14 protein-coding genes and 1 pseudogene are annotated in these 17,034 nt (G+C 40.0%); 9 read left to right on the forward strand and 6 right to left on the reverse strand.

Going from position 1 to position 17,034, the window contains the following annotated elements:
* Together ACTHJT_RS07390 and ACTHJT_RS07395 are read left to right on the forward strand one after the other, a co-directional pair.
* A partial coding sequence (locus ACTHJT_RS07390; protein ID WP_440237362.1) for a gliding motility-associated C-terminal domain-containing protein occupies window positions 1–277 on the forward strand: 277 nt, incomplete at its 5' end.
* A gap of 123 nt (window positions 278–400) precedes the next feature.
* On the forward strand, window positions 401–544 hold the full coding sequence (locus tag ACTHJT_RS07395; protein WP_440237363.1) for a lmo0937 family membrane protein: 144 nt from the start codon (window positions 401–403) through the stop codon (window positions 542–544).
* 66 nt (window positions 545–610) lie between these two features.
* Here ACTHJT_RS07395 and metE read toward each other — a convergent pair whose 3' ends face one another.
* Window positions 611–2,935 (reverse strand): 5-methyltetrahydropteroyltriglutamate--homocysteine S-methyltransferase, encoded by a 2,325-nt coding sequence (metE, locus tag ACTHJT_RS07400; RefSeq protein ID WP_440237364.1) that lies wholly within the window; start codon window positions 2,933–2,935, stop codon window positions 611–613.
* 166 nt (window positions 2,936–3,101) lie between these two features.
* Here metE and ACTHJT_RS07405 point away from each other — a divergent pair, with 166 nt between their 5' ends.
* From ACTHJT_RS07405 to xseB, 4 genes are all read left to right on the forward strand, one after another.
* Window positions 3,102–3,563 carry an Lrp/AsnC family transcriptional regulator gene (locus tag ACTHJT_RS07405; RefSeq protein WP_440237365.1) on the forward strand — a complete coding sequence of 154 codons (462 nt, stop codon included), beginning with the start codon at window positions 3,102–3,104 and terminating at the stop codon, window positions 3,561–3,563.
* Window positions 3,564–3,744: 181 nt separating this feature from the next.
* Complete coding sequence (locus tag ACTHJT_RS07410; RefSeq protein ID WP_440237366.1) at window positions 3,745–4,119, forward strand: VOC family protein; 375 nt, start codon at window positions 3,745–3,747, stop codon at window positions 4,117–4,119.
* Window positions 4,120–4,236: 117 nt separating this feature from the next.
* Entirely contained in the window at window positions 4,237–5,400 is a 1,164-nt protein-coding gene (gene xseA / locus ACTHJT_RS07415; RefSeq protein WP_440237367.1) for an exodeoxyribonuclease VII large subunit, read from the forward strand.
* Complete coding sequence (xseB, locus tag ACTHJT_RS07420; protein WP_440237368.1) at window positions 5,390–5,575, forward strand: exodeoxyribonuclease VII small subunit; 186 nt, start codon at window positions 5,390–5,392, stop codon at window positions 5,573–5,575. The genes xseA and xseB overlap by 11 nt, the downstream gene beginning before the upstream one ends.
* Before the next feature lie 132 nt (window positions 5,576–5,707).
* Here the strand turns inward: xseB and ACTHJT_RS07425 are convergent, their stop codons facing one another.
* From ACTHJT_RS07425 to carB, 5 genes are all read right to left on the reverse strand, one after another.
* On the reverse strand, window positions 5,708–6,475 hold the full coding sequence (locus ACTHJT_RS07425; RefSeq protein ID WP_440237369.1) for a hypothetical protein: 768 nt from the start codon (window positions 6,473–6,475) through the stop codon (window positions 5,708–5,710).
* Window positions 6,476–6,509: 34 nt separating this feature from the next.
* Window positions 6,510–7,289 (reverse strand): LamG domain-containing protein, encoded by a 780-nt coding sequence (locus ACTHJT_RS07430; RefSeq protein WP_440237370.1) that lies wholly within the window; start codon window positions 7,287–7,289, stop codon window positions 6,510–6,512.
* Between the two features lie 93 nt (window positions 7,290–7,382).
* Window positions 7,383–8,231, reverse strand: coding sequence for an acetyl-CoA carboxylase, carboxyltransferase subunit beta (gene accD / locus ACTHJT_RS07435; protein ID WP_440237371.1), 849 nt, complete (start codon window positions 8,229–8,231; stop codon window positions 7,383–7,385).
* Between the two features lie 176 nt (window positions 8,232–8,407).
* Window positions 8,408–8,662, reverse strand: a complete 255-nt coding sequence (locus ACTHJT_RS07440) for a DUF4834 family protein (RefSeq protein WP_440237372.1) — start codon at window positions 8,660–8,662, stop codon at window positions 8,408–8,410.
* A gap of 131 nt (window positions 8,663–8,793) precedes the next feature.
* Window positions 8,794–11,607: a carbamoyl-phosphate synthase large subunit gene (gene carB, locus ACTHJT_RS07445; RefSeq protein ID WP_440237373.1), complete on the reverse strand. Its 2,814-nt coding sequence runs from the start codon at window positions 11,605–11,607 to the stop codon at window positions 8,794–8,796.
* A 467-nt stretch (window positions 11,608–12,074) separates the two neighbouring features.
* Here carB and tpiA point away from each other — a divergent pair, with 467 nt between their 5' ends.
* The 3 genes and pseudogenes from tpiA to ACTHJT_RS07460 form a co-directional block, all read left to right on the forward strand.
* A complete protein-coding gene (gene tpiA / locus ACTHJT_RS07450) occupies window positions 12,075–12,830 on the forward strand; it encodes a triose-phosphate isomerase (RefSeq protein WP_440237374.1) in 756 nt (251 codons plus the stop codon).
* A gap of 90 nt (window positions 12,831–12,920) precedes the next feature.
* Complete coding sequence (gene prmA / locus ACTHJT_RS07455) at window positions 12,921–13,751, forward strand: 50S ribosomal protein L11 methyltransferase (RefSeq protein ID WP_440237375.1); 831 nt, start codon at window positions 12,921–12,923, stop codon at window positions 13,749–13,751.
* A gap of 45 nt (window positions 13,752–13,796) precedes the next feature.
* A pseudogene (locus ACTHJT_RS07460) lies at window positions 13,797–17,034 on the forward strand (hypothetical protein); the annotation flags it as partial.

The following is a 17,034-nucleotide window of genomic DNA, read 5'->3' on the forward strand; positions in this document are numbered from 1 at the left end:
AGCAATCGTAATACCGAATGTTATAACGGTTAACGGAGATGGCACGAACGATACCTGGGAAATCAAGAATATCGAGAGCTTCCCGAACGCAGAGTTCCTGATCTACAACCGTTGGGGCAACCTGGTTTGGAAGAGTTCAGGCTATCCGAAGAAGTGGGATGGATCGAACTACCGTAATGGTGAAGTATTACCGGAAGGAACCTATTTCTACATCATCAATTTACATAGTCAGATCTATACAGAGCCATACACAGGCTGGGTACAGATCATTCAGTAAGAATTAAAATGAGCATATAAAAGAAAAGCTCCTGTCGTTAGTAATAATGGCAGGAGCTTTTGCAATTATGTGGGAATTCGGTTAAATTAAATAGAACACTTTCACTAAACGTTAAATTAAGTTATGGGAAATCTACTTTATTTCATCGCAGTCATATTAGTGATTGCCTGGTTGATCGGTATGTTTGGTTACAACCAGGGCGGCATTATTCATATTTTATTAGTGATTGCCATTATTGCAGTACTGTTACGCGTGATTAAAGGATAACGCTTTCAGATTATGATTCAAAAAAGATAAGCCCGCCCCGATAGCTATCGGGGCGGGCTTATCTTTTTATACAACGGCTGTAATTTCTTTACGGATCTTTTGTGCCGCTGCAACCATGTTGATCAGGGCAGCTTCTGTTTCCGGCCATTTACGGGTTTTCAATCCACAATCCGGATTCACCCAGATATTGCGGACAGGAAGAACATTCATTGCCTTGTTCAACAAATCTACCATTTCATCTGTTGTTGGAATACGCGGACTGTGAATGTCATATACACCCGGCCCGATTTCATTCGGATAATTAAAGTCCACAAAGGCGTCGAGTAATTCCATTTGTGAACGGGATGTTTCAATCGTAATAACATCAGCATCCATGGCAGCAATATTTTTGATGATGTCATTGAATTCCGAGTAACACATGTGTGTATGGATCTGTGTTTCATCTTTTACACCCGATGCAGAAATCCGGAAACATTCTACTGCCCAGTCTAAATAGGTTTCCCAATTTTCCCTACGCAACGGTAATCCTTCACGGATGGCAGGCTCATCAATCTGTATGATCTTAATTCCTGCGGCTTCCAGGTCCACTACTTCATCGCGGATAGCAAATGCAATCTGCATGCAGGTATCCCTGCGTGGCTGGTCATCACGAACGAATGACCACTGTAGAATAGTCACAGGTCCGGTAAGCATGCCTTTCATGTATTTTTTTGTGAGTGACTGGGCTAATTTTGTCCAGGCAACAGTCATGGGTGCTGTGCGTTCGATATCACCATAAATGATCGGCGGCTTTACACAGCGCGAACCATAGCTCTGCACCCAACCGTTTTCAGAAAATACGTATCCTTTTAATTGCTCGCCGAAGTATTCAACCATATCGTTACGCTCAAATTCTCCGTGTACCAATACGTCAATACCAATTTTTTCCTGCCATTCGATTGTCCGCGTCATTTCTGACCTTACAAAATCTTCGTATTGCGTAAGTGTAATATCTCCTTTTTTATACTTTGCCCGGTTTGCCCGGACCTCGTCTGTTTGCGGGAAAGAACCAATCGTAGTCGTTGGCATCAACGGAAGCTTCAATGCTTTTTCCTGTATCTGCTGGCGCAATAAAAATGTACTTGCACGTTGAGCATCTTTGGGCTGTACGGCTCTCACACGCTCTTTCACATGTTGCTTATGGATAAGCTTTGATGCACTTCTATTGTCGATTGCAGTTTTGTTTACTCTCAACAATTCTATTTCTTCTGATTGCATCGGTGCAGCATTTAATTTTTTCAATGCAGCTACTTCGCCCAATTTTTGTTTAGCGAAGGCCATCCAGTTTTTAATTTCCGCAGTTAAAACATCTGTATTTGTTTCGTTATCAAGATCACAAGGAACATGCAACAGAGAGCAGGACGGTGCGATCATCACGCGTTCTTTGCCAATGGCAGAGATTGCTTTTGTGATCAAGAGATTTGATTTTTCAAAATCGTTTTTCCATACATTCCTGCCATCAACCACACCAAGAGATAGAATTGTTTTAGAAGAAATAAATGCCGGTGTAAGAATGTCACTTAGTTGAGACGGACAACGTACCAGGTCCAGGTGCAGCGCATCTACAGGCAGTTTGCTTGCAACGTCAATATTGGTTCCGGTGCATTCAAAATAAGTAGCAACAATAAACTTCAACGAAGGGAATAAATTGCGCAAGGCAGTATACGTTGTTTCATAGGTTTTGCGTACCTGTTCCGTAAGATCCATCACTAAAAACGGTTCATCCAGCTGGACCCATTCTGCACCTTGAGATTCCAATGCTTTAATAAGTTTAACATACACCGGCAACAGGTTATCAATTAATTCAATGCGGTTAAAGCCCGGTTCTTTTTCTTTGCCGGCAAGCAGGTAACTTACAGGCCCTAATAATACAGGCTTTGCTGCTTTCCCGACAATCGTTTTTGCTTCGTTGTATTCTTTAATTGCTTTTTCGGAGATGGGTGAAAATTTCTGATCTTTACGAAACTCCGGCACGATGTAATGGTAATTGGTGTCAAACCACTTGGTCATTTCCATGGCAGTGATATCGTGGCTATCTTTCTGATAGCCCCGGGCCATTGCAAAATAAATATCCAGCTCCGTAAAATTTTTCTGCAGCAAAGGAGAAAACCGATCGGGGATCACGCCCAGCATAAAAGACATATCTAATACCTGGTCGTAAAAAGAAAAATCATTGCAAGGGATCAAGTCAAGTCCCGCGTCCTTTTGTGTAAGCCAGTTGCTGGTGCGTATGGCTTTTGCTGCATCCTGCAGTTTTTGTTGCGTGATGGCTCCTGACCAGTATTGCTCAGATGCTTTTTTAAGTTCACGATTATTCCCGATGCGCGGGTACCCTAGGTTGTGTGCGATCATAAAATTGTTTATTTTTAGAATATAATTCTATGCAAAATTATATATGTAGAATTATAAACTATTATGATTCGAAAAAAGTAAGTAAAACTTACTAAAAAATTCATTTTGTAAGAAAAATGATCTAAAGTTATAGGTTAAAAATCCTTCATTCAGAAAAAACATCTTTATGCAGCACTTAGACGAAATTGATCTTGACATTCTCCGCGCGCTTCAGGAGAATGCGCATATTACGACCAAAGAACTGGCACATCAACTGCACCTGACCACTACTCCGATCTACGAACGCGTGAAACGACTGGAGCGGGAAGGGTATATTAAAAAGTATATTGCTATTCTGGATAATCAGAAATTAAAGCGTGGACTAACGGTTTTCTGCAACGTATCGTTGAAGCAGCATACCAAAGACATCGGCAAAAAATTTGTTGAAGATATCATTGCATTGCCTGAGATTGTAGAATGCTACAATATTTCAGGTGAATATGATTTCATGTTGAAGATCATGGTTGAAGATATGCCGCACTACCAGAATTTTGTAATGAACGGTTTGGGTTCTATAAAGAACATCGGGAGTGCACACAGCATTTTTGTGATTGGCGAGATCAAGCATTCAACAGCGATCCCGATTTGATTCATATATCCAGGAATATAAAACAGTTGCTATACTATGTCTGGGTTTATCTTTTTCTTATTTTGAAAGATAAAAGATAAGCTCTGATGTCGTTTCCTCTTCTTAGTCGCGTTAAATTTTCTTTGTGTTCTTTGTAGTTAAATTATATATTAGATATAAACACATTTATTTAAAATCGATCATGAAAATACCAGCAGAATATTTACCCGTTATGCCTTATCTGATTTTAAAAGACTCAAAAGGCTTTTTAAAATTCGCGAAAGAAATATTTGGTGCAACCGAACAAATGATTGTTCCTGCTGAAGATGGCAGCATCATGCATGGGGAACTGAAAATCTTTGATGCCGTTATTATGTTTGCGCAGGCCAATGAAACCTGGCATGAGAAGTCTGCAGGCATGTATCTTTATCTGCAAGATGTTAACCACGTATATTCCCATGCAATTGCCGGAGGTTCTAAATCATTGATGCTTCCTGATAAAAAGGAATATGGCTATACAGCAGGTTTCGAAGATCCGTTTGGCAATCAATGGTGGATTGTTGAAGGAGAGAAGTAAAATGACCCAAAGGGAATGAATTAAGAAACGAAACCTATAAGGTTTTTAAAACCTTATAGGTTTGTTCGTTAACATACTTTGCGATCTCCGCGGCGGCGGAGCGATAAAAAGAAGCAAATGAAATTGATCAACAAATCCATACCCAGCATTCGTCTCTCTGAATTTATTTCGGAGATAGAAGATTGTCTTGCAGCAACTTTTTACGGCGATACTTTCTGGATCACCACTGAAATATGCGATGTAAATAAAAAACCGGATAAACGCTGGTGCTATTTAAAGCTTATTGAAAAGGAAGGAAAGAATGTTACAGCCGAGATTGGCGCTGTCTTCTGGACACTGGGTTATGCATACATTGAAAAGTTTGAGAAAGAAACCAAGCAGCTTTTTAAAGACGGTTTGGAAATTACATGCCGGGTGAAAGTAACGTTTCACAAACGCTGGGGTTTGAAACTTGAAGTTGTAGAGATTGACTATGCTTATACACTCGGCAAGCTCGAAGCAGAGCGCCAGGAAACACTGGAGCGTTTGGTTAAAGAAAATCCCGACCATATAAAGCTGGTTGGTGAACAATATTATACATTCAATAAATTGCTTCCATTACCTTCGGTGATACAACGCATTGCATTGATCACCGCGCCGGAGTCTGACGGACAGCGGGATTTCAGGCAGGAGCTTGCAAATAATCCGTACGGGTATGCGTTTCATGTAGATGAATTTCTCACACAGATCCAGGGTGATAAAGCACACGAATTTATTATTGGTAAACTTTTGTTGGTTGAAGCGCAGAAAGAAAGATATGATGTGGTTGCGGTTGTGCGTGGCGGCGGCTCTCAGCTCGATCTCAAAGCTTTCGATAATTACGACCTCGCACAAAGGATCGCTTCTTTCCCCATCCCCGTTTTAACGGGCATTGGCCACGATCGCAACACGAGTATTGCTGACCTGATGGCACGCCAGGAAAAGACTCCGACCAAAGTAGCCAATGTAATCATTCAACGTAATTTTAATTTTGAACAACAGGTATTGCAATTGAAAGAACGATTGACAGATACCGTGGATGCGTTGTTTACGAATGCAAAGAATAATCTGAAGGAAATAAAGCGATTTGTGAAAGCATCAAATCCACTGACTATATTGAAGAAAGGATTTGCGATTGTAAAGCATGACAATGTGATTGTGACAGATCCGGCACGTATTGATGTTGCTGCTGAAATACAAATACAGTTTGATAAAGAAACGATTTATTCAACCGTAACAAAGAAGAAAAAAAATGGAAAGTAATTTAAGTTATACAGAAGCACTTTCGAAACTTGAAGAAATTGTTGAGCAGATCGAAGATGATTCAATCATGCTGGATACACTCACAGAAAAAGTAGCGCAGGCAAACGAACTGATTAAATATTGTGAGAGTAAACTACGCAGCATTGAAGGCGATGTGAGGGATTTGTTGAAGTAGTGTTTTAACCGCAAATGCACGAAGTATGTATGCAAAGGTCGCAATGGGAAATTATTTCTCTGGCGCGATTCTTAGCGCAGCGAGACACGTGTCGTTTATTTGGAAGGTTTTTTCATGCCCTTGTGATTAAAACTATTTAACCACAAACGAAGTGGAATAGCTCTCTTCTGCAGCGTATCCCGATTGTTTCTGTTTCACAAACACTTTTCCTTTGATATAGTATTTTCCTTTTTGTGTGGGTGTGAGAGTAAAAGTAAGTGTGCCACCAATTTTTTTGGTCTGAATCGGGACCGTTGTTTTTTTATTATCAATCGTTATTTCCGGACTTGAATCAACGATAATTTCTGAATACTTATAATTATATAATGCGGGTGTTACAACGAATGTATACGTTTCAGATACGTTGATTGTGTCTTTGTCTTTATACACTTTAGTGAAAGGTCCCGAAATATTGGCACCCACCTGTTCGCAATAAAAATATATTACGTCATATTCCAGGTTCATTAAATTCAGCATTGCATTATAGTAGTTGCTGGAATCTTTGGTTTGTTTGAAATTTTCTAAACAAATTTTCGCCCGGTTCAATGAAGCGGTGTCTTTGTATTCAAGGCGGTTGTAGTGTTCCAGTAGTGTAGCATAATAATCTGCTGGGGTGGCTTTTTTATCCAGCACATCATAACTTTTTCTTATAAGCGAGATTGCATTTTTTAATATCATACTATCCTTGTATGAATTCAAAAGGTTGCTATGCTCGATCCATTGCACTTTTATCGCGTTTTCATTATGCATGTGTCGGATCGCCTTTTTGTAGGCGGCTGTGGCTATTACCTGAGAGTCGGCCTCTTCAGATGTGGTGCAGCCAATGCAAAGAATGCTTAGAAGAAAAAGTGATTTTTTCATAAAAAGTATGTGATAGATAAAACAATAATGTTGTTTATAGTTTAGACAATTTTGTTATTTCAGAAGCGCTTAATACTCGGCTATATAATCTGATTTCATCTAAATATCCGTTTAAACTATATTCAACGGGAGATAAAGAAGGCTCGCAGCCAATAAAGGTATTACACAATAAAGGGTTTAATGTTGCACCTATTGTTTTAGAAGTCTGGAGTTCTCCATCGATATAAATAGCAACGGTATTTGCTATTTCATTATTATATTTATACGTGATGGCAAAGTGTGTCCATGTGTTAAGTAGGATGCTTTTTCCGGAACCTAAATAATCATAGGTAAAATTATCATTCGTAGGAGTAGCATTTTTTATAAATTCTATTTGTTCTGCTAACGATGACTTTAAACCTCCAACTCCAACCATGGATCCAGAGGGCTCGACGGTTGATGAATTTCTGTTTGATAGAATGATGGTATTATAGGTTGGGCAAAAACTTTCTAATCGTATCCAGCCGGATACAGTAAAATCATTTTGATAACGTTTTATTTTAGGTGAATTCCCAATGTCTATGTATGATAAGTTACCGTCAAAATAATAGGCATTATTTTCAATATTGTTCCGGTCTTTTGTTAGAACAGCTCCATAAACCACACCATGATTATTATTGCCGGATACATCATTGGCGTTTCCATTAAATGGGTAATGAGCAACTAACCCTTCCGTTAAGTTGTCTGTCTCAGGCACAGGCAGGCATGTGGCAGGTTTATTTGCAGATGCACATGAGATACATGTGATCAATGTTAAAAAGGTTAAGAATTTCATCTAGTAAAAGGTTAAGATGAAAGATACATATAAAACAAAAAAGTTCCGCCGGTTATCAGCGGAACTTTCGTTTTATAAAATAAATGTATTCAGTTATTTTTTCTCAACCATGCGAAGGAAATCAGAAACCTGCTTCTTCATGTTTTTTCTATCTACGATAAAATCAAGGAAGCCGTGTTCCAATAAGAACTCCGATGTCTGGAAACCTGCAGGTAAATCTTTACCGATTGTTTCTCTGACAACACGCGGACCGGCAAAACCGATCAATGCACCCGGTTCAGCAATATTGATATCACCCAACATCGCATATGATGCAGTAACACCACCTGTAGTAGGGTCTGTTAAAATAGAAATGTAAGGAAGACCTTCTTCAGAAAGAAGTGCAAGTTTAGCAGAAGTTTTTGCCATCTGCATCAAAGAAAATCCAGCCTCCATCATACGGGCGCCACCGGATTTACAGATCATGATGAAAGGTACTTTTTTAGCACGCGCCATATCAATTCCGCGCGCAATTTTTTCACCCACTACAGAACCCATGGAACCACCTATGAATGTAAAATCCATACAGCTGATCACCACTTCTTTCTCATTCACCTTGCCATACGCAGTACGTACCGCATCTGTCAAACCGGTTTTGGCCTGTGCAGCTTTAATACGTTTTGGATAAGGCTGGCTATCGTTGAATTTTAGCGGATCGGAAGAACTAAGGCCCGCATCGATTTCAGTAAATTCATTGTTATCGAAAAACAATTCGAAATATTCTTTCGAACCTACCCTGGCGTGGTAATTACACTCAACACATGTCCAGGCATGTTCTTCGTGTTCTCTTGTATGTACAATTTTTTTGCATTCAGGACATTGATACCACAAACCATCAGGTACTTCTCTTTTCTCTTCGGTAGGTGTGGTAATACCTTTTTCTGTTCTCTTAAACCAAGACATCCTAATATTCCTTCTATAATGTTCAATTAAACCTTTTTTCCTCTCGTCCTTGCTCAGACGTAAAAGGATGACAAAGATAACAAAAAATTAAAATCCGGATGCGAAAGATGTAAGTTTTTTGCGGATTCAGTCAATTGTAATTGCCTGTAAATCAGGTAAAAATAAATTATATTTTACTATTTTACTTCCTCAAAATCAATATACTCATCTGAAGGGCCATTATTCCCCTTTTTTGAGGTTTTCGGTGCAGGAATATGATCCACATGGATAGATCCTTCCGGATATCGCGGACGCTGCTGCTGATTATACTGCTGGTACATGTTTTCAGCCATTTTTTGAGCACTTCTTATAACCATAACCTTCAGGAATGGTTTTAAGAGCCATCTTAAAATCAAAAATACAATGAGGGTCCAGAATAAGAATTTAACCATGATATAAAGTAATCAGTTTAAAGAGTAAAGTGTAAAGAGTATGACGATTGAGCTTCCGGTTTTATTTTAACAAATATTCAAAATATTCGGTTCTGCGTCTTACACTTTACACTTTTTACTTTACACTTATTTTATCGGCTCAGGTAAAGATTTCTTTCAGAATATAATTTCACGAATGCGTCGTCCTGCAGATCATCGATGAAAAGAATTGCTTCACCGGTAGATTTCATTTCAGGTCCGAGTTCTTTATTTACATTCGGGAATTTATTGAAAGAGAATACGGGAATTTTTATTGCGTAACCGTTTTTCTTCGGTTCGAATTTAAAGTCTGTTACTTTGTTTTCACCCAGCATCACTTTCGTAGCATAGTTTACATACGGCTCATCATAGGCTTTGCAGATGAATGGTACCGTACGCGATGCTCTCGGGTTGGCTTCAATGATGTATACTTTTTCGTCTTTGATCGCGAACTGAATGTTGATCAGGCCTACCGTTTTAAGAGCCACAGCAATTTTCCTGGTGTGTTCTTCAATCTGTTTGATCACGTTATCGCTTAGATCGAACGGAGGTAATACAGAGTGTGAGTCACCGGAGTGAATACCTGCAGGCTCAATGTGTTCCATGATACCAATGATGTAAACATTCTCTCCGTCGCAGATTGCATCGGCTTCAGCTTCAATGGCATTTTCAAGGAAGTGATCCACAAGCACCTGGTTGCCCGGGTGATCTTTCAATAAGTTCACTACATGCTGTTCCAGTTCCTGTTCGTTGATCACGATTTTCATGCTTTGACCGCCCAATACATAAGAAGGACGAACCAAAAGCGGGAAGTTTAATTTTTTGCTGATTTCAACAGCTTCATCTGCATTTTCGATTACACCGAATTCCGGGTAAGGAATGTTGATGTCTTTCAGTAGTGAAGAGAAACGGCCGCGGTCTTCCGCAAGATCCAGTGACTGGAAATCTGTACCGATGATCTTGATGCCATATCTCTCAAGTTTTTCAGCAAGCTTCAAGGCTGTTTGTCCGCCAAGCTGAACGATTACGCCAACCGGTTTTTCAAGAAGAATGATCTCGTAAATATGTTCCCAGAATACCGGCTCGAAGTATAATTTATCTGCAATATCAAAATCGGTAGAAACCGTTTCAGGGTTGCAGTTGATCATGATGGTTTCATAACCACATTCTTTCGCTGCCAACACACCGTGTACGCATGAGTAGTCAAACTCAATCCCTTGTCCGATACGGTTCGGGCCTGAACCCAATACAATGATTTTCTTTCTGTCAGATGAGATTGATTCGTTCTCGCCTTCGAAAGTAGAGTAGTAGTAAGGAGTTTTTGCTTCGAATTCCGCGGAGCAGGTATCAACGATTTTGTAAACGCGTTTGATATCAAACTCCTGACGTTTCGCAAACACTTCGCTTTCCATACATCTCAGCAAATGGGCAATCTGGCGATCGGCATATCCTTTTTGCTTAGCTGTTTTCAGCATTTCCTTGCTGATGCTTTGTATGGTTTGTTTTTGAATTTCTTTTTCAAGAAGAACCAGTTCTTCAATCTGTGTTAAGAACCATGGATCGATCTTGGTTAATTTCTGAATCGTCTTGAACTGAACACCAAGTTTGAATGCATCATATACGTGGAACAAACGGTTCCAACTTGGATTTGCAAGGCTTTCAAGAATTTGGTCCTGGTTGGTTAGTTCTTTTCCATCAGCGCCTAAACCATTACGTTTGATCTCCAGTGACTGACAAGCTTTTTGCAATGCTTCCTGGAAGTTACGGCCGATACCCATCGTTTCACCAACAGATTTCATCTGTAAACCAAGGCTGCGGTCTGCACCCTTGAATTTATCGAAGTTCCAGCGCGGAACTTTTACAATCACATAATCCAATGCCGGTTCGAAGAACGCACTGGTTGTTTTTGTGATCTGGTTTTTTAATTCATCTAAGTTGTAACCAATCGCCAGTTTCGCAGAGATCTTAGCGATCGGATAGCCTGTAGCTTTTGAAGCTAACGCTGAAGAACGTGATACACGCGGGTTGATCTCAATACCAATGATCTGGTCTGTATCCGGAGAAACAGAGAACTGAACGTTGCAACCACCGGCAAAATTACCGATCGCTTTCATCATTTTAATAGACTGGTCGCGCATTTCCTGATAGATCGTATCCGGCAGTGTCATCGCCGGAGCCACTGTAATGGAGTCTCCTGTGTGGATACCCATTGGGTCAAAGTTTTCGATCGAACAGATGATGATCATATTAACGATGCTGTCACGCAGGATCTCCAACTCATATTCTTTCCAGCCCAGGATACTTTGCTCAACCAATACTTCGTGCGTTGGTGAAGCATGTAAACCTTTTGTTAAGGCTTCATCAAATTTATCTGCTGAATGAACGAAACCACCACCAGTACCGCCAAGCGTGAAAGATGGACGGATTACCAGCGGGAAACCAATCTCCTGTGCAATTTCTTTTCCTTGTAAGAAAGATGTTGCTGTTGCTCCTTTACATACACCAACACCGATTTCAAGCATTTTCAAACGGAATTTCTCACGGTCTTCAGTTGTCTCAATCGCGTTGATGTCAACACCGATCATACGAACACCGAACTTTTTCCAGACACCTGCTTTATCGCATTCCATCGCAAGATTCAAGGCTGTTTGTCCGCCCATGGTCGGCAACACGGCATCGATCTTATGATTTTCAAGGATTTTAATAATGGATTTTTTCTCTAATGGTAATAAATACACATTGTCCGCTACAACCTTATCAGTCATAATTGTAGCCGGATTGGAGTTGATCAGGGTAACTTCAATACCCTCTTCGCGAAGAGAGCGCGCTGCTTGTGAGCCAGCATAATCAAATTCACAAGCTTGTCCGATTACAATTGGACCGCTACCGATAATCAAAATGTGTTTGATACTTGTATCCTTAGGCATGGGATTATTTATTGTTTTTTCAATGGTTCAATGAATCAGATATTTGAAGCCAAAAGAAGAATTTTGCCCTCCTTTTACACAGTCAAATTGAGCAAATTTAAAGGAAAAAGATGGTATATGAAAGATTAAATTAGTGTTGTTAATTAATAAGTTTGATTACTAGGTCGTTATTGAACGATTTCAAGAAAAATTAGACTCCAGTTGTTAGCTTTCAGTTGCCCGATGCCAGAACAAAGGGAATGTAGGGAGTACAGAGTACGTAGCACTAAGACCCAAGCTGTAAGATCTGATTCCATAAAAAAATATATTGCGCGTAATTTAAGCATTTTGTTCTATACATTAATCCTTAAGCTTTTAGCCTTGAGCTTTCTTCTTTCGGCTTTCGTCAATTCTTATTATATTTGACCGGTATTTTGGAAAAGAAAACCCCGATTCAAAAAAGATTAAAAAGTAAAAGAACATCGTTTATGAGAAAGAAAGTAATTGCAGGAAACTGGAAAATGAATAAAACGCTTGAAGAAGGTCTGGCATTGGCGTCTGAAGTGGTGAATATGGCTAAGGATGAGGTTCCTGCAGATGTTAATCTTGTAATGTGTATTCCATACATTTCATTGGCATCTATTTCTAAGATCAGCGGTGATAAAGTAGCAATCGGCGCGCAGAATGTATATCAGAAAGAATCCGGAGCATTTACCGGTGAGATCTCTGCTTCCATGTTGAAGTCTGTTGGTGTAAAATATGTGATCATCGGTCATAGCGAAAGAAGAGAATATTTTGGTGAAACAAACCAGCAACTGGCAGATAAAGTAAACATTGCGCTGGCACATGGTTTAACACCATTGTTCTGCTGCGGTGAAACACTTGCACAGAGAGAAAAAGGTATTCATATTGATTTCGTCAACTCACAATTAACAGAAAGTTTATTCCATTTATCTCCGGAAGATTTCAAAAAAGTAGTTATTGCATACGAACCAATCTGGGCAATCGGTACAGGTGTTACAGCATCTGACGAACAGGCGCAGGAAATGCATGCAAAAATCCGTGAACATTTAGCTTCTAAATACGGTGCGGCAGTAGCAGATGAAATCAGCATCCTTTACGGTGGCAGCATGAAACCGGATAATGCAAAAGGTTTATTGGCTTGCAAAGATATTGATGGTGGTTTGATCGGCGGTGCTTCTTTAAAATCCCGTGATTTTATTGATATCGCGAAGTCTTACTAATTAGATTTTGTAAATACAGACTACAGAAAATTCGTTTAATTGAATTTAAATAAAAAAATATAACCCCGATTCGTCGGGGTTTTGTTTCTTATGGAGCAATACATAAAAGTTGATATCGCCGTTAATGAAAACGAGCAGGAACTTGTAATGGCTGAATTACTGGCCATCGGGTATGATTCTTTTGCCGAACATATACAGATGCTGGAAGCATACGTGGAAAAAAGTTTGTTTTCTGAAAGCGAACTTAAAGAAGTATTGCAAAACATCAACCCGGCATATACCTATTCGTTCGCAGAGATGCCGAACATCAACTGGAACGAAGAGTGGGAAAAGAATTTTGAACCGCTGGTGATTGCAGATCAGTGCTATGTACGCGCATCCTTTCACCCGGAAAGGCCTGAATTTAAATACGAGGTCGTGATCAACCCCAAAATGTCTTTTGGTACCGGCCACCATGCAACTACATCTTTGATGCTTGAGTATGAGCTGGAAACTGACCTGACCGATAAAACAATGATTGATGCGGGATGCGGGACAGGTATTCTTAGCATTTTGGCTCAGAAAAAAGGCGCAAAGAAAATTTATGCTTTCGATATTGAAGACTGGGCTTTTGAAAATTTGATTGAAAATTGTAATTTGAACGGATGTGATAGGATAGAAACAGGACAGGGAACTATCACAGAAATTATTTCAGCAGATATCCAGGTGGATATTTTATTGGCAAACATTAATAAAAATGTATTGCTGGCTGAAATGGATGAATATAATAAACGTCTGCTTCCGGGTGGCCTGCTTTTTTTGAGCGGCTTTTATGAAGAAGATATAAACGATATTTTGACGCGTGCTGAAGGAGCTGGTTTTAAAAAGGAAAGTTTCAAAGTAAAGGATCGTTGGGTATCAATGAAACTACTAAAAAAATAAAACGGATAAAGATCGTTTCACTAGTTTATTACTTAGATTTTGAACATGCAGAAAATCCAAAAACATACCCTTCTTTTTTTTATTTGTTTGCTTGTGAATATTCCGGTGTTTGCTCAGCAAAAATTTTCAGGAGATCCTGCGGCGTATCCGGGCGAGGTTGCGGCGATGATGGAAATCACCAAGAATCAGGAATGTATTGAAGCGGGTTCTGCATTGGGAGCGGCCTGGGGTGCATTTAGTGCTGTCCAGCAAAAGAAGATTGTTGAAGTCTCTCAGAAACTGGTTAAAAGTAAAAAGCTGCGTACGAATCCACACTTCAGAGATTTCTATTTAACGCTTGCCGCTCTGCAGTCTAAAGGTATGGGCGGTGCACAGCTGGATACATTTGTGATTATTACAGATAAACTGATCGAAACATTTCAGGCTGCACAAATGGAAACATTTTTCACTACCTGCAGATTAATTACCAACGAAGGGCTGTTGTACCGTTCATCGTACAATTCATTAAAAATGGAAGGAGGATCATTTGCGTTCCATATTCAGGAAGCACCGCCGGCACCGGCCATGCCTGATGAAATGCCTGCAGATACAGCAACGGAAAATCATTTTGAAGACTGGGATAATTTTGAACAGAACGAAGAAAACTGGAGTACCATTGAAGATGAAGATACGGTGCAGATAAACCAGGATCAGGCGCTTGATGTAGGTTATACCCCGCCGGCACAGCCAACGATTGAAGGGCCGATCATTACCATTACCGGCGCCACTCTGGTATTAACAACAGTCGTTGATACCGTGCAGATCAAAAATACTTCCGGTTCGATTCTTCTGAAATCAGGAATTTTTGTTGGTGAAGGGGGAACATTCGACTGGTCAAGTGTTGGCTTACCCAATGTATACTGTGACCTGGGAGGGTACAATTTTCCGATAAAAGGATACAGGATCACTTCAGAAGGGGCCCGGCTGCATTACCCTGAACAAACAGATTCTATTCCCATCGGGATATTTGAATACAACAGTGTAAAAGCCAAAAGCTACAATGATAAAAACTTCCCGAGGTTTAAATCTTTTTACAGCAATATCCCGGTAAAGGGACTGGATGAGAACATTCAATACCATGGTGGTTTTTCTCTTTCCGGTAAAAAAATATATAGCTCTTCGATTGATGAAGGATATGCGGAGATCAAAATCTTAAAAGATAATGAAGTACGGATCAAGGCTGTATCAAATCGTTTCCAGTTGGGCGATTCATTGATCACCGGCGACTATACAAAGCTTGTGATCTACCAGGATAAAGATTCTATTTTCCATCCGGGTACTGTTTTTAAATTCAATAAGAACAGAGACTTTTTGCGTCTTACAAAAACAAACGGTTTCAGAATGGCACCGTTCCTGGATTCGTATCATAAAATTGAAATTACTGCCGATGCCCTCACCTGGGATTTAAATACAGACAAAATTGATTTCAATATCATCAACGGGCGTACAGAAGTACCAGCTTTGTTTGAATCACAGGAATTTTATGAAATGGCAAAATATGCCCGTTTAAAAGGTCTGTATCAGTTCCACCCATTGCAGATTATTATGGGTTATTCAGAAAAAATGCAGACCAGCCAGTTTTCTGTTGCTGAATTGGCAGAGAGTTCTAAAATTTCTGAAACTACGTTAAGAGGGGCAATGGCGCAGTTGATGAAACTCGGCTTTATTGATTACAATACGCGCAGCGGGATGATTATTGTAAAAGACAAAGCAAGGCATTATGTACTTTCCAGAAGAGATAAAAAGGATTACGATAACATCAACTTCGTATCCATTAATCCATCCGGTGCCAATGCAGAACTGGATCTGACAACCAAATCACTTACGGTGCATGGCGTGAAGCGTGTATATATCAGTGATTCTCTTTCGGTAAATTTTGAACCGGACAGCAATACCATTGAAATCCTGGCAAACCGTGACTTTAAATTCAACGGTAAGATCAATACATCAAACTTCCAGTTTATCGGTACTGACTTTGCATTCAACTATGATAGCTTCTACGTTGTATTGACAAGTATCAATGCCATTAAATTAGCGGTTTCTGAAACAGATACCGTTGATTCAAAAAAATCAGGAAAAGCGAAAGTACTTGGCAACGAATTGAGATATTCATCAGGTATCCTGTATATCAATAAGCCTCATAATAAATCTGCACGGAAAAGTTTTCCGGAATATCCGATCTTCCACGCATCAACAGGAGCTTCTGTGTTCTTTGATAAAAAAGACATAGCCGGCGGAGCTTACGATACAACCTTTAAGTTTAAAATTCCACCGTTCACGGTTGACAGTTTGAGTAACGATGACCCGAGTGTGATCGGGTTTGACGGAACCTTTGAGTCCGGCGGTGTATTCCCCGACTTTGAAGAACGTCTGGTGGTAATGCCGGATTATTCGCTGGGTTTCACACATCCTACGCCAGTAGAAGGTTATAAGATGTATGGCGGAGATGCCGTATACAACAACATGCTTAAACTGGATAACCAGGGCTTGAGAGGAAACGGTGAGATTAAATATTTAAACACAACGTTAACCTCGACCGACTTCGTATTCTTTAAAGATTCCACATTAACGGTGGGTACAAAAATGGTGACAACGGCCGGTACCAACCCGCTGCTCGATCCTTCAGTAACCATGCCGGATGTAGAGATTGGAGCCTATAGATTATTATGGAAACCGAAACTGGATACGATGTATATGTCATCGATCACAGATCCGTTCAAAATATATGATTCAACAGCAACCTTTGACGGAACACTTGCGCTGACGCACAAAGGTATGTATGGTATGGGTGTCCTGTCTACCAAGGATTCAGAAACAGAATCTGCAAAATTCCATTTCGAAGACAAACACCTGAAAGCAAACGACGCGGTCTTCAGAATCAAGTCGGATAACCCGGAGAAGCCTGCCTTAAAATCCACACATGCAAAACTTGATTATGACCTGAGAAAAGGCATTGCAACTTTTGGTCCGGAGCAGGAAGGGTATGCGAGTACGGAGTTTCCCTATGCACAATATAAAACCAGTATCGGTAAAGGTACATGGGATGTTGCCAAACGTAAGATCTATCTGACAGCAACGGATACGATGAATATCAAAAGCTCTTATTTCTATTCCACCCAGAAAGAACAGGATTCATTGGTGTTTAACGCATCCCATGCTGAATATGTGATTGACTCATTAACATTAAGTATTTATGGAGTTCCATACATTGTTGTAAACGACGGTAAAATCACTCCGGATAAAA

Source organism: Cytophaga sp. (assembly GCF_051961495.1).
Classification (GTDB): Bacteria; Bacteroidota; Bacteroidia; order Cytophagales; family Cytophagaceae; genus Cytophaga.

Bases quoted from the DNA above. Each gene is read 5' to 3' on its own strand.
- ACTHJT_RS07395 (WP_440237363.1), top strand. From the start codon at position 401: ATGGGAAATCTACTTTATTTCATCGCAGTCATATTAGTGATTGCCTGG.
- metE (WP_440237364.1), bottom strand. From the start codon at position 2,935: ATGATCGCACACAACCTAGGGTACCCGCGCATCGGGAATAATCGTGAA.
- ACTHJT_RS07405 (WP_440237365.1), top strand. From the start codon at position 3,102: ATGCAGCACTTAGACGAAATTGATCTTGACATTCTCCGCGCGCTTCAG.
- ACTHJT_RS07410 (WP_440237366.1), top strand. From the start codon at position 3,745: ATGAAAATACCAGCAGAATATTTACCCGTTATGCCTTATCTGATTTTA.
- xseA (WP_440237367.1), top strand. From the start codon at position 4,237: ATGAAATTGATCAACAAATCCATACCCAGCATTCGTCTCTCTGAATTT.
- xseB (WP_440237368.1), top strand. From the start codon at position 5,390: ATGGAAAGTAATTTAAGTTATACAGAAGCACTTTCGAAACTTGAAGAA.
- ACTHJT_RS07425 (WP_440237369.1), bottom strand. From the start codon at position 6,475: ATGAAAAAATCACTTTTTCTTCTAAGCATTCTTTGCATTGGCTGCACC.
- ACTHJT_RS07430 (WP_440237370.1), bottom strand. From the start codon at position 7,289: ATGAAATTCTTAACCTTTTTAACATTGATCACATGTATCTCATGTGCA.
- accD (WP_440237371.1), bottom strand. From the start codon at position 8,231: ATGTCTTGGTTTAAGAGAACAGAAAAAGGTATTACCACACCTACCGAA.
- ACTHJT_RS07440 (WP_440237372.1), bottom strand. From the start codon at position 8,662: ATGGTTAAATTCTTATTCTGGACCCTCATTGTATTTTTGATTTTAAGA.
- carB (WP_440237373.1), bottom strand. From the start codon at position 11,607: ATGCCTAAGGATACAAGTATCAAACACATTTTGATTATCGGTAGCGGT.
- tpiA (WP_440237374.1), top strand. From the start codon at position 12,075: ATGAGAAAGAAAGTAATTGCAGGAAACTGGAAAATGAATAAAACGCTT.
- prmA (WP_440237375.1), top strand. From the start codon at position 12,921: ATGGAGCAATACATAAAAGTTGATATCGCCGTTAATGAAAACGAGCAG.